Here is a 22020-nt window from a genome sequence, read left to right as displayed (position 1 = left end):
AATAAAATTTTCCAAAAAAAAACACTTTAATAAAAAAAAATAATTAATAATTAATACAACATTCAAATTCTGAACGATATAATTTAATAGCACTTTGAAGTGGCTCAATTGCACCAGGAGCTAAAGAACAAAAAGTTTTTCCAAAATTTAAATCAAAACATAAATCTTCTAAAATTTTTATATCTCCTGGAAAACCTTTTTTATTTTTTAAAGATTTTAATATCTTTACAATCCAAGGTAATCCATCTCTACAAGGAGTACACCAACCACAAGATTCTTTAAAAAAAAATTTTTCTAAATTATATACTAAATGAACCATATTAATAGTATCATCAACCGCCATAGCTATTGCTGTACCTAATCTACTACCAGAATTTTTTATACTATTAAAATCCATAGATACATCTAAATCTTTTTCACTTAAAAAATCTGTACCAGCACCTCCTGGTTGCCAAGATTTTAATTTAAAACCATCTTGCATTCCTCCAGCATATTTTTCTAAAATTTCTCTTGCTGATATTCCAAAAGGCAATTCCCACAAACCTGGTTTTTTTACTCTACCAGAAAAACCCATAATTTTTGTACCTGCATCAACATTATTAGATATACTTTTATACCAATTTACTCCATTTAATATTATTGAAGGAACATTAGATAAAGTTTCTACATTATTTACACAAGTAGGTTTTCCCCATAAACCAACTAAACCTGGAAAAGGAGGTTTATTTCTAGGATTCGCTCTTTTTCCTTCTAAGGAATTAATTAAAGCTGTTTCTTCCCCACAAATATAACGACCGGCTCCAGTATGTATAAATATTTCAAAATGAAAACCACTTCCTAAAATATTTTTTCCTAAATAACCTAAAGAAATAATTTCTTGAATAGATTTTTTTAATATTTTTTCTGATTTATAATATTCACCACGTAAAAATATATATGCACAACAAGCTCTAATAGCATAACCAGCCAATAATATTCCTTCAATTAATTGATGAGGAAATGTTTCCATTAAAAAACGATCTTTAAAAGTACCAGGTTCCATTTCATCTGCATTACAAATAATATATTTTTTTTTTATAGTTAAATCTTTAGAAACTAAATTCCATTTTAAACCTGTTAAAAAACCAGCACCTCCTCTACCTTTTAAACCTGAATCAATAATTAAAGAAATAACATTTTCTGGTAATAAATTTTTTAAAGTATTTTTAAAAGCTAAATATCCATTTTTTTTTTGATATTCTTTTAAAAAAATAGTTTTTTTTTTATATCTTTTTCCTAACCTCCATGTTAAAGGATGTGTTTCCTCATTTAATTTTATTTCTCTCATTTATATAACTCTAATATATTAGGTATCATTTTACAATTAACATTTTTATATATATTTTTATTAATCATAATAACAGGACTTTTATCACAATATCCTATACAACAACAAGGTAATAAAGTAAAATTATTATCCGAACTAGTTTGACCTGATTTAATATTTAAATATTTTTCTATAAAATTTTTAATATTTTTATATCCAGTAATAAAACATACCACACTATTACAATAATTAATTATATTTTTACCTACTGGTTTTCTAAAAATACGATTATAAAAAGTAGCAACTCCTTCTAAATCAACAATTGAAACTCCTAATAATTTTGATATAGCAATTATAGCTTGTTCAGATATCCATCTTCTTTTTTTTTGAACTATCTTTAACGCTTCAATAGAAGCAGCTCTAGAATCTTTATATAATTCTTTTAATTTTAATATATTCATAAACTCATATTTAGTTAATTTAAAATTAATAAAAATAAATTTACTATATTTTTTAAATTTAATATTCATATTATCTATCCACATCAGACATAACAAAATCAATACTTCCTAAATAAACAATTAAATCAGAAATTGTACTTCCTTTTATAACTGAAGGAATTTGTTGTAAATGAGGAAAACTAGGTGTTCTAATACGTGTTCTATAACTAACAGTATTCCCATCACTAATTAAATAATAACTATTAATTCCTTTTGTAGCTTCAATCATTTGAAAAGTCTCATTAACAGGCATTACCGGTCCCCAAGATACATGTAAAAAATGACTTATCATAGTTTCAATGTTTAATAAAGTTTTATCTTTTATCGGAGGAGTGGTTAATATATGATTAGATTTATATGAACCTTCAGGCATATTTTTTAAACATTGCTTTAAAATAAATAAACTTTGCCATATTTCTTCAAATTTTAACATTACTCTTGAATAACAATCACTAATACCATTTCCTAAAGGAATTTCAAAATCAAAATTTTCATAACCAGAATAAGGTCTTTTTTTTCTTACATCAAAATCTACTCCTGTTGCTCTCAATCCAGCTCCTGTAACACCCCAAGATAAAGCTTCTAATTTATTATAAGATGCAATCCCTTTTGATCGAGAAATTAATATACTATTTTTTAAAGCTAAATTTTTATAAAAATTTAATCTCTTAGGCATCCACAATAAAAAAATTTTTAACAATTTATCCCAACCCATCGGTAAATCATTTGCTAATCCTCCAATTCTAAACCAAGCAGGATGCATTCTAAAACCAGTAATAAATTCAATTAAATCATAAATTTTTTGTCTATCAGTAAAAGCATAAAAAACAGTAGACATAGATCCAACATCTTGAATAAAAGTAGAAATATATAATAAATGACTATTAATTCTAAATAATTCTGATAACATAACACGAATACATTTAACCCTATCTGAAACAATAATTCCAGCTAATTTTTCTAAAGCAAGAATATAAGGCATTTCATTAACACAACCTCCTAAATATTCAATACGATCTGTATATGGAATATAACTGTGCCAAGATTGCCTCTCTGCCATTTTTTCAGCTCCTCGATGATGATAACCAATATCTGGAACGCAATCAACAATTTTTTCACCATTTAATTGTAATACAATACGAAAAACACCATGAGAAGAAGGATGATTAGGACCTAAATTTAAAAACATAAAATCAGAATTTTTTGATTTTTTTTTCATTCCCCATTTTTTAGGTTGAAATTTTAAACAATCCATTTCTAATTCTTTTTTTTGTTTATTTAAAAAAAAAGGAGAAAATTCCGTTGCTCTAGCTGGATAATCTTTTCTTAAAGGATAACCTTTCCAATTTCTTGGCATAATAATATTTGTTAAATTAGGATGATTAATAAAATTAATACCAAACATTTCCCAAACTTCACGTTCATACCAATTTGCGTTAGAATATATAGAAGAAATACTTGGTAAAAATAATTTTTTTTTAAATAACATTACTTTAAAAACAATATCAAAATTTTTTTCAAAAGAAATAAAATGATAAAAAACAGAAAAATCACCCAAAGGAATTGTATTTCGGTATAAACGTAATCTTTCATCAACACCATGTAAATCAAATAACATAAAAAAATTATCAGGTAAATCAAAAATAAATTTAATCACTTTAAATATTATTTTTTTATCTACCCAAATTACAGGAAAATCCATAATAGTTTTTTGAAAAAAAAAATTTTTTTTTGAAAATTTTTTTAAAATCAAATTAATTATAATAATATTAATAGAATTAATAGAATGATTTTTTTTAAATTTATTATTAAACATAATTAAATCTTTAAATTATTTTTTAAAAAATAATATTTAATATTAATTAAAAATATAATTAATTAAATACATATTTTAATAAAATTTTTATAATATAGGTAAATTAGTAATAGATATTCTTTTATTTCTTTTAATAAATTTTTGAGAAATAATTTTTTTTTTATAAATTTTCTTTTCACCAAAATACCAAGATAAAGAACGTCTTTCTTTTTGAATACTTTTTTGCAACAACATTAAACCTTCAATATAAGATTCTGGTCTAGGAGGACATCCAGGTATATAAACATCCACAGGAATAAACTTATCAACTCCTTGAACAACTGAATAAATATCATACATCCCACCAGAATTAGCACAAGATCCCATAGAAATAACCCACTTTGGTTCTAATATTTGATCATATAATTGTTTTATAATAGGAGCCATTTTAATAAATGGAGTTCCAGCTATTACCATTAAATCAGCCTGTCTAGGAGAAGCTCTTAAAACCTCTGAACCAAACCTAGATATATCATGAACTGAAGTAAAAGAAGTAACCATTTCAACATAACAACAAGACAAACCAAAATTATACGGCCAAATAGAATTTTTCCTTCCCCAATTTACTAAATTATTTAATATTACACTTAATTTTCCTAAAAAAATATTTTTACTTTTATTTATTATACTATCTTTATTATTAATAGTATTTTTAACATTATTAACATTAATTAAAGAATAATCCATAATAAATCTCTTTTTTTAAAAAAAAACAAAATAAAAAAAAAAATTAAAAATTCAACATATTCATACGTATTAAATAAAATAAACTTAATAAAATAAATAAAATAAACCAAAAAAAAGTTAAAAAACCGAAAATACCATTAGAACATATATTTAATACCCAAGAATACAAATAAGGAGTTTCAGAATCAAAAATAACAAAAAAAACAGCAAGTAAATAAAATTTAATTGATAATCTTAAATTACTATTTCCTACAGAAACAACACCAGATTCAAAAGGAATATTTTTATTTTTATAATTTGATTTTTCACCTAAAAAAAAACCAAAAAACAACATAAAAAAACAAATAAAAAAAAAAGATATAAAACAACCAAACAATCCAAAAAATTCATTTATTTCATTAATATTTTTTAACATAATTATATTTATTTTAAAAAAAATATATTATTTATAATTATAATGATAATTATAATTATAATAATATTAAATTAATAAAATATATTAAAAATATTTTTTTTTTAACCCTTGATGACTTATAAAAAGCCCCCATTTTATTTATATCTACTAATAATATTAGTAAAATAAAATTACAATATAAAATTTTTATTATATAAATTATAATTTATAATAAATTAATATTATAAAAGGAATAAAAATGAGCAAAATTATTGGAATTGATTTAGGTACAACCAATTCATGTGTTGCAATAATGGATGGAAATCAACCAAAAGTATTAGAAAATGCAGAAGGAGAAAGAACAACTCCTTCAGTAATAGCATATACCCAAGAAGGAAATATTCTTGTAGGACAACCAGCAAAAAGACAAGCTATAACCAACCCACAAAATACTCTTTTTGCAATAAAACGATTAATAGGAAGAAAATTTAAAGATCAAGAAGTACAAAGAGATATTAAAATAATGCCATATAAAATTGTATCTTCTAAAAATGGAGATGCTTGGTTAGATATTAAAAGAAAAAAAATAGCTCCTCCTCAAATTTCTGCAGAAGTATTAAAAAAAATGAAAAAAACAGCAGAAGAATTTTTAGGAGAAAAAGTTACACAAGCAGTAATTACTGTTCCAGCTTATTTTAATGATACTCAAAGACAAGCAACAAAAGACGCTGGTAAAATAGCAGGATTAAAAGTAAAAAGAATTATAAATGAACCGACAGCAGCAGCATTAGCATATGGTTTAGATAAAGGAAAAGGTAATAAAACTATCGCAGTATATGATTTAGGAGGTGGTACATTTGATATATCTATTATTGAAATTGATGAAGTAGATAAAGAAAAAACATTTGAAGTATTATCAACTAATGGTGATACACATTTAGGTGGAGAAGATTTTGATAATAGAATTATAAATTATTTAATTAATGAATTTAAAAAAGAACAAGGAATAGATTTAAGAAATGATGCATTAGCAATGCAACGTTTAAAAGAAGCTTCAGAAAAAGCAAAAATAGAACTTTCCTCAACAAAACAAACAGATATTAACTTACCTTACATAACCGCAGATTCAATAGGACCAAAACATTTTAATATAAAATTAACGAGATCAAAATTAGAATCTTTAGTAGAAGATTTAATTATAAAATCTATTGAGCCATTAAAAACAGCTTTAAAAGATGCTAAATTATCAATATCTAATATTCATGATGTAATATTAGTAGGTGGGCAAACTAGAATGCCTATGGTACAAAAAAAAGTAGCAGAATTTTTTGGAAAAGATCCAAGAAAAGATGTAAATCCAGATGAAGCAGTAGCTGTAGGAGCAGCAGTACAAGGAGGAGTTTTATCTGGAGATGTAAAAGACGTATTATTATTAGATGTTACCCCATTATCTTTAGGTATAGAAACAATGGGAGGTATTATGACATCATTAATAAATAAAAACACAACTATACCTACTAAACACAGCCAAGTATTTTCAACAGCTGAAGATAATCAATCAGCAGTAACAATACATGTTTTACAAGGAGAAAGAAAAAAAGCAATAGCAAATAAATCTTTAGGACAATTTAACTTAGATGGAATACAACCAGCATCAAGAGGAATACCTCAAATTGAAGTAACCTTTGATATAGATGCAAATGGAATATTACATGTTTCAGCAAAAGATAAAAATACAGGAAAAGAACAAAAAATAACTATAAAATCATCTTCAGGATTAAATGAAGAAGAAATTAAAAAAATGGTATCTGACGCAGAAGAAAATTCAGAATCTGATTTAAAATTTGAAGAATTAATTATGATTCGAAATCAAGGAGATCAAATATCACATAATACAAAAAAACAACTCGAAGAAAATAAAGATAAAATAAATAAAAAAGAAATTACAACAATACAAAATGCAATTAATGAATTAGATCAATCTATTAAAGGAGAAGATAAAGAATTAATTGAAAAAAACATACAAAATCTTTTAAAAGAAGCTTCTAAATTAACTGAAATACAAACAAAAGAAAAAACAACAGAAAATAATAATTCAGAACCATCCAATAAAAAAGATAAAAATGTAGTTGATGCAGAATTCGAAGAAGTAAAAAATAACAATAAAAATAATTCTAAAAAGTAAAAATTTAAAAATGAAAATAAAAAAAATATTCTTTCATTATAAAAAATTTACGAGCGTAAAAAAAAAAAATACGCTCGTATTTAATATTACATTAAGGAAAATAATATGAATCAAAGAGATTATTACCAAATTTTAGGTCTAAATAAAAATGCAAATGACCTAGAAATTAAAAAAGCTTATAAAAGATTAGCGATAAAATTTCACCCTGACAGAAATCAAGGAAACAAAGAATCTGAAAATAAATTTAAAGAAGTTAAAAAAGCTTATGAAATATTATCCGATAAAAAAAAAAGATCTGCTTACGATCAATATGGGCATGAAGCTTTTGAACAAGGGTATAATGGAAATGAAGAATATGGTTTTCACAGTACATTTTCTAATACAACAGATTTTGGTGATATATTTGGAGATATATTTGGAGATGTTTTCGGAAATAACAAAAAAAATCAAAAAACTAGAGGAGCAGATCTATGTTACAAAATGCAATTAACTTTAGAAGAAGCAATAAAAGGAATAACAAAAAAAATAAAAATACCTAAACTAGAAAAATGTAATATATGTTATGGTAGTGGAGAAAATAAAGGAAGCAAATTAAAAAAATGTTTAACATGTAACGGAAGTGGAAAAATAAATTTAAGAAAAGGTTTTTTTACAATTCAACAAACTTGTAATATCTGCAAAGGACAAGGAGCAAAAATAAATAATCCATGTTATTCCTGTAACGGAAAAGGAAAAATAAGAAAAACAAAAACATTATCTATAAAAATACCTTCAGGAATAGATACTGGAGATAAAATAAGATTAAACAATGAAGGAGAAATAGGAAAAAACAACGGTCAACCAGGTGATTTATATGTACAAATAAAAATTAAAAAACATGATATTTTTACAAGAAAATCAAATAACTTATATTGTAAAATACCTATCAATTTTACTATAGCCTCTTTGGGAGGAAATATTCAAGTTCCAACATTAGAAGGATATATTAATATAAAAATACCTTCTGAAACACAATCTGGAAAATTATTAAGAATAAGAGGAAAAGGAATAAGATCTATACAAAATAATAATAAAGGAGATTTAATATGTAAAATTATTATAGAAACTCCAATTAATTTAAATAAAAAACAAAAAAAAATATTATTAAAATTAGAAAAAAGTTTAAAAAAATCTAAAGGTTATAATAATCCTATTTCTAAAAATTTTTTAAATGGAGTAAAAAAATTTTTTAATAAATTAAAAAAATAAAAAAAAAAATTAAATATTGCTTCCAAAAAAAAAGGAAGCAATGTTTAATAAAAATAAATATTATATTATATTTATTTTGTTAATTTTTTTAAACATAATTGATTTATGTCTAGCAGCTTTATTTTTATGTATTAAACCTTTATTAGAAAATTTATCCAAAATTATTTGCATTTTTTTATATTCACATTGTGCAAGAGATTTATTTTTTAAATTAATTGCTTTATTTACTTTTTTAATATAAGTACGTATCATAGAACGATTACTTGCATTAAAAAATCTACGTTTTTTTGAATTTTTTGAATCTTTAATAGATGACTTTATATTAGCCAATTTAAACCCCTTTTAAAAATAAAATAAAAATAAAATAATAATAAATAAAATATAATATCATATTGAGAATATTATGCAAATAATACGTGGTTTACATAATATAAAAAAAAAACATTTTGGTTCTTTTTTAACTATTGGTAATTTTGATGGCGTTCATTTAGGTCATAAAAATTTAATAAATAAAATTATAAAAAAAAAAAAAAAAAAAAAAAAACCTATTATAATTATGTTATTTGAACCACAACCATTAGAATTTTTATCTCCAAATATTGCTCCAATACGTATAAATAAATTTTGTGAAAAAATAAAATATTTATCAAAATTTAAAATAGATGCTATTTTATGTATAAAATTTAACAAAAAATTTTCTACTATAAAACCAAAAAAATTTATAAAAAAAATATTAGTTAAAAAATTAAAAATAAATTTTTTATTTGTAGGAAATGATTTTAAATTTGGTTATAAAAAAAAAGGAAATATTAAACATCTTAAAAAAGCAAATAAAAAAAAATTATTTAATCTTTATATAAATAAACCATTTAAAAAAAATAATAAAAGAATAAGTAGTACTTTAATAAGAAAAAATATTAAAAAAAATAAATTTAAATTAGTAAAATCAATGCTTGGAAGAAATTATAGTATTCATAGAAACATAATTCATGAATTAAATATTGTAAAAAAAACAAGATTTCCAAAAGCTAATATCTTATTATATAAAAATAAATCATTATTAAATGGAGTTTATATAACAAAAATAAAAGGAATAAAAAAAAAAAATATTTTTTCAATTATAAATATCGAAAAAAAATCTACTTTTAAAGGAAATATAAAACATATTAAAGCACATATATTAAACATAAACATTAAAACATATAAAAAAAAAATAGAAATAATAATATTAAAAAAAATAAGAAATGAAATAAAATTTAATTCAAAAAAAAAATTAAAAAAACAAATTAAAAAAGATATTATGATTGCTTGTTCATACTTTAAAATTAACCATTTAAATAAAAATAATATTAAAAGAGAAAAATATGAATAACATTAAAAAAACCTTAAATTTACCAAAAACAAAATTTTCTATGAAAGGAAACTTAATTAAAAAAGAACCAAAAATAATAAAAAAATGGTTAAAAGAAAAAATTTACCAAAAAATAAAAAAAAAAAACAAAAAAAAAAAATCTTTTATTTTATATGATGGTCCACCATACGCAAATGGAAACATACACATTGGTCATGCTTTAAATAAAATATTAAAAGATATTATAATAAAATCTAAAAATCTTTCAGGTTTTAATTCATTATATAAACCATCATGGGATTGTCACGGTTTACCTATTGAACATAAAATAGAACTTTATTTAAATAAAAATAAAAAAAAAAAAATATCTGATAAAAAATTTAGAAAATATTGCAAAAAATACGCAAAAAAAAATATAAAAAAACAAAAAGAAGATTTTATTAAATTAGGAATAATAGGAAAATGGCATAAACCAAATTTAACAATGAGTTTTAATAATCAATCGAATATAATTTTAACTTTATCAAAAATAATAAAAAAAGGATATTTATACAAAGATTATAAACCAGTATATTGGTGTATAAAATGTAAATCGTCATTAGCAGAAGCAGAAATAGAATATTTTAACAAATACTCTCCTGGAATCATAGTTTTATTTCAAGCAAAAAATAAAGAAAAAATAAAAAAAATATTTAAAATAAAAAATAAAAAAATAAATATTATTAATATTATTATATGGACAACAACACCTTGGACTTTACCTTCTAACGTTGGAATTGCAATTAATCCAAATATTAAATATCAATTAATAAAAACAAAATTATATACAATAATTTTAGCAAAAAAAGTTCTTAAAAAAACAATGAAGAAATTAAGAATTAAAAAATGGACTATTTTATCTACTATCATAGGAAAAAAATTAGAATTTATAAAATTCATACACCCATTTTTAAAAAATTATATACCAATAATTCTATCTAAATATGTAACTGAAAAAATAGGTACTGGAGCAGTTCATACTTCACCAGATCACGGTCAAGAAGATTTTATAATATGTAAAAAATATAAAATAAATACAAAAAATTTAATAAAAAATTGTGGAAAAATAAATAAAAATATTCACCCTTTAATTAATAAAAAAAATATACTTAAAATAAATAAAATAATAATAGATATTTTAATAAAAAATAAAAAAATAATAAATTTACATTATATTAAACATAATTACCCACACTGTTGGAGACATAAATTTCCTATTATATTCCGAGCAACAATACAATGGTTTATCAACATGAATAAAAATAAACTTAGAAAAAAATGTTTAAAATTGATTAAAAATATTACCTGGATCCCTCATTGGGGATATGAAAAAATGAAAAAAATGCTTGAAAATAGACCAGATTGGTGTATTTCAAGACAAAGAAAATGGGGAATACCATTAACAATTTTTATAAATAAAAAAACAGGAAAAATACACCCAAAAACTGAAAAATTAACAAAAAAAATAGCAAAATATGTAAAAAAAAAAGGAACAGAAAAATGGTGGAGTAAAAATATCATTAAAATAAATAAAAAAAAATATAAAAAAATAAAAGATGTATTAGATGTATGGTTTGAATCTGGATCGTTATATATATATAATCTAAAATCAAAAAAAAATAAAAATATAGGAGATATATATTTAGAAGGATCAGATCAATATAGAGGTTGGTTTATGTCTTCTTTAATAATATCAACTATAGTAAATAATAAAGCTCCTTATAAAAAAGTTTTAACTCATGGATTTACTATAGATGAAAAAGGATATAAAATGTCCAAATCATCTAACAATGCAATAAGTCCAAATTTTATTATTGAAAATTATGGAGCAGATGTATTACGTTTATTAATAGCATCCACTAATTACTGTAATGATATAACAATATCTAAAAAAATAATAAAACAATCTATTACAAATTACAAAAAAATAAGAAACACAATAAGATTTTTAATAGCAAACTTAAAATATTTTAACAATAAAAAAAATTCTATTAATGAAAACAAAATGGTAAAAATAGACAAATGGATTATTTTAGAAACTAAAAAATTACAAAAAAAAATAATATTATTATATAATAAATATCAATTTCATAAAATTATTAAACATTTAATGAATTTTATTTCAATAAAATTAAGTTCATTTTATTTAGATATTATAAAAGATAGACAATATACATTAAATATAAAAAATAATTCTAGATATAGTTGTCAAAAAGCTATATTTTATATATTAAATGTTATAGTAAGATTAATATCACCTATTTTATCTTTTACATCAGAAGAAATTTGGAAATATTTACAAAAAAAAAAAAATAAAAAAAATATATTTACAGAAAAATGGTTTTTAAAAAATTTCATTAAAAAAAAAAAAAATAATAATAAATTTTGGAAAAAAATTATATTAATTAAAAATGAAATAAATAAAATAATAGAAATTTATAGAAACAAAAAAAAAATAAAAAGTTCTCTAGAAGCTTCAATAATATTATATACAAATAAAAATATTAAAAAAAAAATACAAAAATTCAAAAAAGAAAAAAAATTTTTATTTATTGTATCCAATGTTAAAATTAAAAAATTTGAACAAGCTCCAAAAAATGCAATTCATTCTAAAAATATAAAAAAATTAAAAATTATTATTAAAAAAAACAACGGAAAAAAATGTCAAAGATGTTGGAATTATGTAAAAAAAATAATAATTTTTAAAAATAAAAACAAAATATGCAAAAGATGTATTTTAAATTTATTTGGTTTAGGAGAAAAAAGAAAATTTTTATAAAATATTTAATATTAATAACATAATACTTTTAAAGAGAAAAAAATGAATAAAAAAAAAATAAAAATAGCAATATCAGGAGCAATTGGAAGAATGGGAAAAATGATAATTAAAAATTTAATTAAAAAAAAAAAAAAATATTTATCAGTATTATTAACTAAAAAAAAAAACAAAAAAACAAAAAAAAAAATAATAAATCTTATAGGAAAAAAAAAATTTAAAAAAATAATATTTAGTGACTCAATTAATAAAGTTAATCAATATTTTAATATATTAATAGATTTCAGTACACCTAAAAATACAATTAAAAATATAGAAAATTGTATTTTAAATAAAAAAAAAATCGTAATAGGAACAACAGGATTTAATAAAAAAGAAAAAAAAAAAATTTATGAAGCAAAAAAAAAAATAAGTATTTTAAAATCTTCAAATTTTAGCATTGGAATAAATTTATTATTAAATACATTAAAAAAAATAACTAAAAAAATAGGAAAAATATCTGATATTGAAATAATAGAAAAACATCATAATAAAAAAAAAGATTCCCCTTCAGGAACCTCTATTGAAATAGGAAAAACAATAACAAAAACAATGAATATAAAATTAAAAAACAACGCTGTATACACAAGATATGGATATATAAAAAAAAGAAAAAAAAATACAATAGGTTTTTCTGCAATTCGAGCTGGAAATATAATTGGAGAACATAAAATAATATTTGCTATTAAAGGAGAAATAATAGAACTAACACATAAAGCAATTAATAGAAAAATATTTTCTTCAGGAGCAATATTAGGAGCAAAATGGTTATATAATAAAAAACCAGGAATATATAATATGAAAGATGTTTTAAAAAATATAAAATTTAATAAATGAAAATAAGTATGATAGCAGCAATAACAAATAATAAAGTAATAGGAATAAAAAACAATATTCCATGGAAATTAAAAAAAGATATGATTTGGTTTAAAAAAAAAACAATAAACAAATATATAATTATTGGAAGAAAAACATCAGAATCAATTAAAAAAAAATTAAAAAAAAGAAAAAAAATAATAATAAGTAAAAAAAAAAAAAAAAAAATAAAATTTAAGAAACTTTTTAATAATTTAAAAAAAAAAAAAAAAAAAATAATCATTATTGGAGGAAGAAAAATATATAAAAAAACTTTTAAATATATAAAAATCCTATATTTAACAAAAATTAATATAAATTTACCAGGAGATATTTTTTTCCCTAATATAAACTTAAAAAATTGGAAATTAGTTTATTCAAAATATTATAAACCATGTAAAATAAATTTTTATAGTTATTCTTTTAATATATATACAATGTAAATTATTTATCAAATAATTTAAAAAACACATTTTTTTGAAAAATAAATATTATCTTCAAATCTCATCATACTTAAATAATTTCCCCAACAACAACCTGTATCCATAGCATAAATTTTATCTGGTGTTCCTTTTCCACATAAAGCAGACCAATGACCAAAAAAAAGAGAATAATTATTTAAATAACGCATATTATTTAATTTAAACCATGGTTTTAATTTATAATCAATAAAAAAATTAGAAGAATTTGAATATTGAAAACTTAATTTTTTATTAAGATTTATATATCTCATACGTGTAAAAACATTAACTATAAATCTATATAAATCAGATTTAGTTAAACATTTTTCATAACAACAAGGATAATTTCCCTGTATCAATTTTAAAAAATAAGCACAATTTAAACCTGATAATAAATTTTCTACTTCTTTAGCATATAAAAAAGCAGATGTTAAATCCCAATATGGAAAAATACCAGCATGAGTCATAATAATTTTTTTTTTTTGATCAATATACATTATATTTCTAGTTCGAATCCAATTCACTATTATTTCTAAATCTGGAGCATTTAAAATATCTGAAAAATTATTTCTAAAATTATTTTTTTTTATTTTATAAAAAACTGATAAAAAATGCAAATCATGATTTCCTAAAACAATTTTTACTTTATTCCCTAAAGAAATTAAATAACGCAACACAAGTAAAGAATAAGGACCTTTAGAAACTAAATCTCCAGTAATTAACAAAGTATCTTTTGAAGAATTAAAATTAATATTATTAATTAAATATTTCATTTGATAAAAACAACCATGAATATCACCAATAATATAAGTACTCATAATTAATCCCTTGTAAAATAATAATAATTATAATAAATAATTTGCTATATTACAATATTGTTGTATTGTTACATTTTCAGCTCTTAAAAAAGGATTAATATTTAATTGTATTAATTGTTTTTCAGTAATAACACTAGATAAAGAATTTTTTAAAATTTTTCTTCTTTTACAAAAAGCAAGAAAAGTTATATAACTCAAAACATTTATACTATTCTTTAAATAATATTTTTTTTTTTTATAAGGAGTAAAATTTAAAAAAATAGAATCTACCTTTGGTTTAGGATAAAAATAAATAGATGGTAAAAAAAATAATTTAGATATTTTAAAATAATATTGTGATATAATACTCAATCTTCCATATAACTTACTTCCTGGAGAAGCTAATAAACGATAAGCTACTTCTTTTTGTACCATAAAATTCATATCAAAAATAATATTTGAAAATGTAAATAAATACATAAATAATTTAGTAGAAATATTATAAGGAATATTTCCAAAAATTCTAATTAAAACATTATTATTAAAAAAAATATTAAAATTTATATCTAAAACATTTTTTTGAAAAATAATTAATTTTTTAGAAAAATATAAATTACATAATTTTTCAGATAACTGTTCATCTAACTCAATTATAAATAATTTTTTTACTAATTTAACAAAAAGACAAGTTAAAGAAGCTAAACCAGGACCTATTTCTATTAAAATATCTTTATATTTAGGTTTAACTAAATACACAATCTTTTTTCTAATTAAATAATTATCAATAAAATGTTGACCAAATTTTTTTTTTATAATAATCCCTTTATATTTATTTAAATATTTCATATTTATTCTTACCAATTAAAAAAAATAAAATAAATTTTTAAAAATATTGCATCATATTTATTTTAAAAGTAAAATATCATAAAATTAGTAAAAAAATTTATTTTTTTTTAAAAAAAAATAAATTTTTGGAATTTATATGAACCCTTTATTAATATATTTAATGACAAAATCATTAAATCATTTCTTGATAATAATTTTTATATTATCATTATTTGAATCATTGATAATTATCAGATTATTATTCCCAGGAATATTCTTAATAAAAACATTAGGAGTACTAATAGGAAGTGAAGAATTATCATTGTTTCTTTCTTGTTTATCTTCCACATTAGGACTTTTTATAGGAAAAACAATTTCATATTATATTGGTATAAAAATAAGAAAATATATAAAAAAAAACTATTTTTTTAAAAAATATAAAAATTTTTTAAAAAATAAAATAATAAATTTTAATTTTATAATTATTTTATTTGGAAATATCATTGGAATAACAAGAAATTTTATTCCAATAATATCTGGAATTTTAAAAATACCTTTTAAAAAATTTTATATTCCTAATATTATAAGCTGTATAATTTTACCTCCAATTTATTTTTTACCTGGAATATTAATAGGTAAAATATTAAATAAAAAAATAATTTATAATTATAAATATTATATGAATTTAATAATATTATTTCTTTTAATATTATTTTTATCATATATATTTTTGAAAATTAAAAATTTAAATCAATTTAAAAATAAAATAATTAAAATAACATACTTAATTATTTTATTTTTTTTAATATTTAAATTCTTCAAAATAATTTTATATATAAAAAAATATAATTAAATATTATAAATATTATATAAAAAAAAATAAAATATAATATAAAATATATTTATAATAAAAAAAAATCTATATGTAATATTTTTTTTTTAAAAGAATGATATTGTATATTTTTTACTTTAACCAAAAAAAATTTATCATCTAAAAAAATTTTAATTTTATTTTTAAAAATATCTATTTTATTATAAATATTTAATAAATCATTATAATCTAATTCAATAGATAAAGAATCAAAATTTTTACCATATAAAATTGCAGGTAATTTATTAAATTTTCTTAAACGTCTACTAGATCTAGTACCTTTTTTAATTCTATTTAATGCTTTAATTATTAACATAAATTATCTCAAATAAAAAAAATAAATAAAATAATATTTTATTTTAAAAATAGATTTATTATAAAATAATAAATAAAATATAATTAATATTTTTTTAAAAAATAATTTATATAAAAAAATAAATCAATTATAATAGGAAAAAATTTGAAAAAAAAAAATAAAACTTTTTATAATATAATTAATATATTAAAAAAATATTGGTTAAAAAATAATTGTACTATTTTTCAACCATTAGATTTACCAGTAGGAGCGGGAACTTTTCATCATCAAACATTTTTTAACGCAATTGGACCAAAACCAACCGCTTTAGCATATATACAAGGATCAAGAAGACCTTGTGATGGAAGATTTGGTAAAAATACAAATAGATTACAACATTATTATCAATTTCAAGTAATAATAAAACCTTCACCAAAAAACATACAAAAAAAATACATAAAATCATTAAAAAAAATAGGAATAAACTTAAAAAAAAATGATATAAGATTTATAGAAGATAACTGGGAAAATCCTACTTTAGGAGCTTGCGGAGTTGGATGGGAAGTTTGGTTAAACGGAATGGAAATTACACAATTTACATATTTTCAAAAAATAGGAGGTATAAAATGTAACCCAATAACAGTAGAAATAACCTATGGATTAGAAAGAATAGCAATGATAATTCAAAATGTAAATTCTGTATATGATATTATTTGGCATATAAATAAAAATAATAAAATTACTTATAAAAAAATATTTTTAGAAAACGAAATACAACAATCAAAATATAATTTTTTATATTCAAATAAAAATTTTTTATTTAATTGTTTTAAAAATTTTTTACAAGAATCAAAAAGATTAATAAAAAATAAAAAAAATCTTATTTTTCCTGCTTACGAACAAGCATTACAAGCAATACATCAATTTAATATATTAGACTCAAAAAAAATAATTTCTAAAAATGAAAGAAAACGTTACATTTTAAAAATAAGAAAAATAACTAATTTAATAGCAAAAAAATATTTATCTAAAAAAAAATTTATATAAAAAATAGGAAAATAAAATTATATGAAATATAATTTTTTATTAGAAATTGGAACAGAAGAATTACCTTCAAAAAATATAAAAATTTTAACAAAAATTTTTATAAATAAATTATTATCAGAATTTAAAAAAAATAATCTTATATATAAAAAAAAATTATTTTTTTTAACACCAAGAAGAATAGGATTAATATTAACTGAACTATATCAAATATTTAATAAAAAAAATAAATATATTAAAGGTCCTTCAATAATAAATGCAATAGATAAAAATGGAAATTTTACTTTAATAACAAATCTATGGATAAAAAAATATAATATAGATAAAAAAAAAATAAAATATATCCAAAATAAAAAAGGAAAATGGTTATTATATAAAAAAAAAAAAATAAAAATAAAAAAAATAATAAAATATATTATAAAAAAAACATTATTACAATTAAAAATTATTAAAATAATGAAATGGGGAACATGTAAAAATAGTTTTATAAGACCAGTAAATAATATAATTATTTTATTAAACGAAAAAAAAATAAAAAAAAAAATTTATTCAATAAAATCAAATAATATAACATATGGAAATCCTTATATAACAAAACATAAAATAAAAATAAAACATCCTTCACAATATTCAGAAAAATTATTTAAAATAGGAAAAGTAATAAATAATTTTAAAAATAGAAAAAACAAAATAAAAAATGACGCGATATACTTATCTAAAAAAAAAAATGGATTTATAAAAATTAAAAAAAAACTATTAGAAGAAATAACATCTTTAACAGAATGGCCAAAAGTATGTATAGCAAAATTTAAAAAAAAATTTTTATGCCTTCCTAAAAAAATAATAATCTACACAATTGAAAAATATCAAAAATGTTTACCAATATATAATAAATTTAAAAAAATAATGTCAAAATTTATATTTATAAGTAATATAAATCCTAAAAAAATGAAAAAAATAATATTAGGAAACGAAAAAGTAATCAATGCACGTTTAAATGACGCAATATTTTTTTATAAAAAAGATATAAAATTAAAATTAGAAAAAAATTATTTTAAATTAAAAAAAATTATTTTCTATAAAAATTTAGGAAATATATTAGAAAAAACTAAAAGAATACAATCGTTAATAATAATTATATCAAAAAAAAATAATATTAATTTTAAAAAAGCAATAAGAGCAGCATATCTTTCAAAATGCGATTTAGCAAGTAATTTAGTAAATGAGTTTCCAGAAACACAAGGAATAATAGGTATGCATTACGCAAATAAAAACAAAGAACCTAAAAAAATATGCAAAGCAATAAAAGAACAATATTATCCACGTTTTTCAAAAGACAAATTACCATCAAATAAACTTTCATGCGCGTTATCAATTGCAGATAGAATTGATAATTTAACAGGTGTTTTTATAATAAATCAAAAAAAAAAAAAAAATAAAAACGATCCATTCTTCTTAAGAAGAACAGTATTAGGATTAATAAAAATAATTATTAATAAAAAAATAAAAATAAATTTAAATAAAATTATAAAATACTGTATAAAAAATTATAAAAATTATTTTTATATCAATCAAAAAAAAATAATAAAAAAAATAAAAATATTTATAAAAAATAAATTACTAGAACATTATAAAAATTTAAATTATAACATTAAAATAATTAAATCAATATTATATTTAAAAAAAAAAAATATATTAGAAAAAAATAAATTAATATTAATAATGAATAAAATAAAAAAATCTAAAAAATATTTATTATTAATAAAAACTTACAAAAGAATCAAAAATATTTTAAAAAAAAATAAACTAATAAACAAAAAAATAAATTTATTATTTATTAAAAAAAAAGAAGAAAAAAAAATTATTTACATAACTTTTAAAATTAAAAAAAAAATTAAAAATCTAATAAAAAAAAAAAAATATAAAAATGGAATATTAAAATTATTAAATTTTATTAAACCTATTAATATTTTTTTTAAAATAATAAAAATAAACAAAAAAAATATTTTTAAAAAAAATAATAGATTATTAATATTAAAAAATATTAAAAAAATTTTTTTAAAAATAATTAATTTTAATTATTTAATATAAAATAAATAAATAAAAATTTTATTTATTTCTTAATACAGCATTAAACTTTTTTTTTAATACAAATAAACATTTTTCAATATAAAAAACAATATCACATTCTTTTAATGTATTATTTTTTCTTTGAAAAACAAAATTAATAGCTAAACTTTTTTTTCCATAACTAATAAAAGAACCTTGATAAACATCAAATATACTTACATTTGTAATATTTTCTTTAGAAATTTCTAAACAAGTTTTAATAATATCTTTAGAAAAAACTTGTTCTGGAACCAAAATAACAATATCTCTTTTACTAATTGGAAATAATGAAATTTTTGGTATATAAAAATATTTTTTTTTTTTTTTAAAATTATAATCTAAAGAAAATTCAAATACATTTACTGTATCATTTAAATCCAATTTTTTTTGAAGTAATGGATGAAGCGTTCCAAAATAACCACAATAATCACCATCACGTGTTATTTTTAAACATTTTTTAGGATGTAAAAAAAATAAATTCTTTTTAAAAAAAGAAAAATTTAAAGAAAAATATTTTTTAAAAATTTCAAATAAAAATTCTAAATCACCTTTTAAATCATAAAAATCAATTTTTTTATTTTCTATACCCCAATGCCTTTGATTAATATTTCCATAAACTATACCAGATATAACAAATTTTTGTTTAATTTTATTATTTTTTTTATCTAAAATAAAACACAAACCACTCTCAAATAATTTAATATTATCTTGCTGACGATTTTTATTATATAATATTGATTTTATTAATCCACTTAATAAAGAAACACGAAGAACAGAAAAATCATTTGAAATAGGATTTTTTAAATATAAAGGTTTTATATCTGGATGAATAATATTTTGAAAATTTGGTTCAACAAAAGAATAATTAATAACTTCATAATAACCTTTAAAAACTAATAAAGATTTTATTTTAAATAAAAAATTATAAATTTTATTTTCATTAAAAATTTTATATTTACTAAAAAAATTACAACAAGGAGTATTATTAATTCCATACATTCTAAGAATATCATTAATAACATCTTGTTCTATATTCACATCTAACCTAAAATTTGGAGGAAAAACAACTAAAAAAAATTCTTCTAAATAAATATTATATCCTAAATTATATAAAATATTATATATTTTTTTTATATTTATTACAAAACCAATAATTCTATATATATTTTTAATATAAACTTTTATTTTTTTTTTATATTTAATAATATTACTATTTATATTTTTTATTAAATTAGAAGAATAACCTCCACATATATTTAAAATAATATATACTGCATAATTTACAATATATTTTTGTAAATTATCATCAACAGTATTCTCTAAATATATTCTTTTTTTATTAAAAAAATTTAAAAAAAAACTTTCTTTATAATTCATTACAGTTTTTATATTTACAGAACCAACAAAAATAGATCTAGTATGATTGTTAATTTTAACAAATTTTGAAATAACATTAGAACCTAAAGATAATATATTATATTTATCTGCAATAACCCAATAAGACTTTTTAAAATTAAATATTTTATTATTTTCAAAAATAAATTTTTCTTTTTTTTTAGATAATCTTAAAGATATATATTCAAAAATATTATCTAAATTAAAAACATGAAATACCTGACCATATTCCAAAAAAATATAATTTATTATATCATCTATAATATTATACGATTTAATATTACAAAAAAATAATTTTTTTTTAATCCATAATGGAGTTTTAACATTTAAATTAATATTTTTAATAATTTTCCCATAATATTTAAAACTTTTATTAGAAGAATTTATCAATATTTTTATTTTATCTTCACATAAAGAAGAATATTTTTTTATTTTTAAACAAGGAATATAATTAATATTATGAAAAGCATATATTTCTTTAACAATTCCTAAAATTCCTATGCTATTAAATCTATTTTGAGGAATATTAACTTGAACTATTCTATCTAAAAACCATAAAATTTTATTTATATTTTTACCTATTTTAAAAATTTTAGGTAATTCAATAATATTTTCAAAATCATTAGATAATCCAAAATCTAAAAAAGAACAAAATTCACCAAATAAAAAATATTTTCCTTTACATAAAAAACTATCAATATTTATAGGTAATTTATGTATTAATACTTTTATTCCTTTTCTACAATTATTAAATTTAGAAAAAATTTTTAAATATTTATTTAGTCCTATATCAACAATATTTATATATAAAAATTTTTTTTTATTAAAAAAACAATAAACAATTTTTCCAATAATAATTTTTTTAGTATCAACATTTAAAAAAAATTCAGATTCCAATCCTATTTTTGTTAATTGTTTACAAATTGTATTTATTGTTAAATTAAAATTTATGAATTTTCGAATCCATAATTCATTAAATTTCATTATT

19 protein-coding genes are annotated in these 22020 nt (G+C 18.7%); 9 read left to right on the top strand and 10 right to left on the bottom strand.

Annotation, left to right across the window (positions count from 1 at the left end):
• Nucleotides 1-43 precede the first annotated feature (43 nt).
• The 5 genes from nuoF to RJT27_RS00510 all read right to left on the bottom strand — a co-directional run bounded on the left by nuoF (nt 44) and on the right by RJT27_RS00510 (nt 4763).
• Nucleotides 44-1327 carry an NADH-quinone oxidoreductase subunit NuoF gene (nuoF, locus tag RJT27_RS00530; RefSeq protein ID WP_343189550.1) on the bottom strand — a complete coding sequence of 428 codons (1284 nt, stop codon included), beginning with the start codon at nt 1325-1327 and terminating at the stop codon, nt 44-46.
• Nucleotides 1324-1836 (bottom strand): NADH-quinone oxidoreductase subunit NuoE, encoded by a 513-nt coding sequence (nuoE, locus tag RJT27_RS00525; RefSeq protein WP_428994230.1) that lies wholly within the window; start codon nt 1834-1836, stop codon nt 1324-1326. The genes nuoF and nuoE overlap by 4 nt, the downstream gene beginning before the upstream one ends.
• 1 nt (nt 1837) lies before the next feature.
• The gene (gene nuoC / locus RJT27_RS00520) at nt 1838-3622 is read right to left on the bottom strand and encodes an NADH-quinone oxidoreductase subunit C/D (protein ID WP_343189549.1); all 1785 of its coding nucleotides are present in this window, start codon (nt 3620-3622) and stop codon (nt 1838-1840) included.
• 87 nt (nt 3623-3709) lie between these two features.
• Entirely contained in the window at nt 3710-4348 is a 639-nt protein-coding gene (locus tag RJT27_RS00515; RefSeq protein WP_343189548.1) for an NADH-quinone oxidoreductase subunit B, read from the bottom strand.
• 43 nt (nt 4349-4391) lie between these two features.
• Entirely contained in the window at nt 4392-4763 is a 372-nt protein-coding gene (locus tag RJT27_RS00510; RefSeq protein WP_343189547.1) for an NADH-quinone oxidoreductase subunit A, read from the bottom strand.
• Between the two features lie 238 nt (nt 4764-5001).
• Between RJT27_RS00510 and dnaK the strand changes: the two genes are divergently transcribed.
• Complete coding sequence (gene dnaK / locus RJT27_RS00505) at nt 5002-6927, top strand: molecular chaperone DnaK (protein WP_343189546.1); 1926 nt, start codon at nt 5002-5004, stop codon at nt 6925-6927.
• A gap of 105 nt (nt 6928-7032) precedes the next feature.
• The gene (gene dnaJ, locus RJT27_RS00500; RefSeq protein ID WP_343189545.1) at nt 7033-8175 is read left to right on the top strand and encodes a molecular chaperone DnaJ; all 1143 of its coding nucleotides are present in this window, start codon (nt 7033-7035) and stop codon (nt 8173-8175) included.
• A gap of 60 nt (nt 8176-8235) precedes the next feature.
• Here the strand turns inward: dnaJ and rpsT are convergent, their stop codons facing one another.
• A complete protein-coding gene (gene rpsT / locus RJT27_RS00495; protein ID WP_343189544.1) occupies nt 8236-8505 on the bottom strand; it encodes a 30S ribosomal protein S20 in 270 nt (89 codons plus the stop codon).
• A gap of 73 nt (nt 8506-8578) precedes the next feature.
• On the opposite strand from rpsT, the gene ribF reads away from it, so the two are divergent.
• Genes ribF through RJT27_RS00475 form a run of 4 tightly spaced genes read left to right on the top strand, consistent with a single transcriptional unit; the run spans nt 8579 to nt 13678 of the window.
• Nucleotides 8579-9547 carry a bifunctional riboflavin kinase/FAD synthetase gene (gene ribF / locus RJT27_RS00490; RefSeq protein ID WP_343189543.1) on the top strand — a complete coding sequence of 323 codons (969 nt, stop codon included), beginning with the start codon at nt 8579-8581 and terminating at the stop codon, nt 9545-9547.
• Nucleotides 9540-12344: an isoleucine--tRNA ligase gene (gene ileS / locus RJT27_RS00485; protein WP_343189542.1), complete on the top strand. Its 2805-nt coding sequence runs from the start codon at nt 9540-9542 to the stop codon at nt 12342-12344. Before ribF ends, ileS begins: the two co-directional genes overlap by 8 nt.
• Before the next feature lie 42 nt (nt 12345-12386).
• Complete coding sequence (gene dapB / locus RJT27_RS00480) at nt 12387-13217, top strand: 4-hydroxy-tetrahydrodipicolinate reductase (RefSeq protein WP_343189541.1); 831 nt, start codon at nt 12387-12389, stop codon at nt 13215-13217.
• Nucleotides 13214-13678 carry a dihydrofolate reductase gene (locus tag RJT27_RS00475; RefSeq protein ID WP_343189540.1) on the top strand — a complete coding sequence of 155 codons (465 nt, stop codon included), beginning with the start codon at nt 13214-13216 and terminating at the stop codon, nt 13676-13678. The genes dapB and RJT27_RS00475 overlap by 4 nt, the downstream gene beginning before the upstream one ends.
• Nucleotides 13679-13695: 17 nt before the next feature.
• On the opposite strand, the gene RJT27_RS00470 is transcribed toward RJT27_RS00475, so the two are convergent.
• The gene (locus RJT27_RS00470; protein WP_343189539.1) at nt 13696-14514 is read right to left on the bottom strand and encodes a symmetrical bis(5'-nucleosyl)-tetraphosphatase; all 819 of its coding nucleotides are present in this window, start codon (nt 14512-14514) and stop codon (nt 13696-13698) included.
• 27 nt (nt 14515-14541) lie between these two features.
• Entirely contained in the window at nt 14542-15339 is a 798-nt protein-coding gene (rsmA, locus tag RJT27_RS00465; RefSeq protein WP_343189538.1) for a 16S rRNA (adenine(1518)-N(6)/adenine(1519)-N(6))-dimethyltransferase RsmA, read from the bottom strand.
• Between the two features lie 136 nt (nt 15340-15475).
• Here rsmA and RJT27_RS00460 point away from each other — a divergent pair, with 136 nt between their 5' ends.
• Entirely contained in the window at nt 15476-16171 is a 696-nt protein-coding gene (locus RJT27_RS00460) for a DedA family protein (protein WP_343189537.1), read from the top strand.
• A gap of 49 nt (nt 16172-16220) precedes the next feature.
• On the opposite strand, the gene rplY is transcribed toward RJT27_RS00460, so the two are convergent.
• Nucleotides 16221-16505: a 50S ribosomal protein L25 gene (rplY, locus tag RJT27_RS00455; RefSeq protein ID WP_343189536.1), complete on the bottom strand. Its 285-nt coding sequence runs from the start codon at nt 16503-16505 to the stop codon at nt 16221-16223.
• Nucleotides 16506-16649: 144 nt separating this feature from the next.
• Between rplY and RJT27_RS00450 the strand changes: the two genes are divergently transcribed.
• Both RJT27_RS00450 and glyS read left to right on the top strand, forming a co-directional pair.
• Nucleotides 16650-17531, top strand: a complete 882-nt coding sequence (locus tag RJT27_RS00450; protein ID WP_343189535.1) for a glycine--tRNA ligase subunit alpha — start codon at nt 16650-16652, stop codon at nt 17529-17531.
• Between the two features lie 21 nt (nt 17532-17552).
• A complete protein-coding gene (glyS, locus tag RJT27_RS00445) occupies nt 17553-19619 on the top strand; it encodes a glycine--tRNA ligase subunit beta (protein WP_343189534.1) in 2067 nt (688 codons plus the stop codon).
• Nucleotides 19620-19637: 18 nt separating this feature from the next.
• On the opposite strand, the gene pheT is transcribed toward glyS, so the two are convergent.
• On the bottom strand, nt 19638-22016 hold the full coding sequence (gene pheT, locus RJT27_RS00440) for a phenylalanine--tRNA ligase subunit beta (RefSeq protein WP_343189533.1): 2379 nt from the start codon (nt 22014-22016) through the stop codon (nt 19638-19640).
• Nucleotides 22017-22020: the final 4 nt, after the last annotated feature.

This window comes from Buchnera aphidicola (Greenidea ficicola) (assembly GCF_039386055.1).
GTDB lineage: Bacteria > Pseudomonadota > Gammaproteobacteria > Enterobacterales > Enterobacteriaceae > Buchnera_K > Buchnera_K aphidicola_A.
This window is presented reverse-complemented; position numbering and strand designations above follow the sequence as displayed.

Excerpts from the sequence above, each read along its gene's own strand:
- RJT27_RS00460 (WP_343189537.1), top strand. The coding sequence starts at position 15,476 with ATGAACCCTTTATTAATATATTTAATGACAAAATCATTAAATCATTTC.
- ribF (WP_343189543.1), top strand. The coding sequence starts at position 8,579 with ATGCAAATAATACGTGGTTTACATAATATAAAAAAAAAACATTTTGGT.
- nuoC (WP_343189549.1), bottom strand. The coding sequence starts at position 3,622 with ATGTTTAATAATAAATTTAAAAAAAATCATTCTATTAATTCTATTAAT.
- dnaJ (WP_343189545.1), top strand. The coding sequence starts at position 7,033 with ATGAATCAAAGAGATTATTACCAAATTTTAGGTCTAAATAAAAATGCA.
- RJT27_RS00470 (WP_343189539.1), bottom strand. The coding sequence starts at position 14,514 with ATGAGTACTTATATTATTGGTGATATTCATGGTTGTTTTTATCAAATG.
- nuoE (WP_428994230.1), bottom strand. The coding sequence starts at position 1,836 with ATGAATATTAAATTTAAAAAATATAGTAAATTTATTTTTATTAATTTT.
- rplY (WP_343189536.1), bottom strand. The coding sequence starts at position 16,505 with ATGTTAATAATTAAAGCATTAAATAGAATTAAAAAAGGTACTAGATCT.
- dapB (WP_343189541.1), top strand. The coding sequence starts at position 12,387 with ATGAATAAAAAAAAAATAAAAATAGCAATATCAGGAGCAATTGGAAGA.
- RJT27_RS00510 (WP_343189547.1), bottom strand. The coding sequence starts at position 4,763 with ATGTTAAAAAATATTAATGAAATAAATGAATTTTTTGGATTGTTTGGT.
- rsmA (WP_343189538.1), bottom strand. The coding sequence starts at position 15,339 with ATGAAATATTTAAATAAATATAAAGGGATTATTATAAAAAAAAAATTT.
- glyS (WP_343189534.1), top strand. The coding sequence starts at position 17,553 with ATGAAATATAATTTTTTATTAGAAATTGGAACAGAAGAATTACCTTCA.
- nuoF (WP_343189550.1), bottom strand. The coding sequence starts at position 1,327 with ATGAGAGAAATAAAATTAAATGAGGAAACACATCCTTTAACATGGAGG.
- RJT27_RS00515 (WP_343189548.1), bottom strand. The coding sequence starts at position 4,348 with ATGGATTATTCTTTAATTAATGTTAATAATGTTAAAAATACTATTAAT.
- RJT27_RS00475 (WP_343189540.1), top strand. The coding sequence starts at position 13,214 with ATGAAAATAAGTATGATAGCAGCAATAACAAATAATAAAGTAATAGGA.
- ileS (WP_343189542.1), top strand. The coding sequence starts at position 9,540 with ATGAATAACATTAAAAAAACCTTAAATTTACCAAAAACAAAATTTTCT.
- dnaK (WP_343189546.1), top strand. The coding sequence starts at position 5,002 with ATGAGCAAAATTATTGGAATTGATTTAGGTACAACCAATTCATGTGTT.
- pheT (WP_343189533.1), bottom strand. The coding sequence starts at position 22,016 with ATGAAATTTAATGAATTATGGATTCGAAAATTCATAAATTTTAATTTA.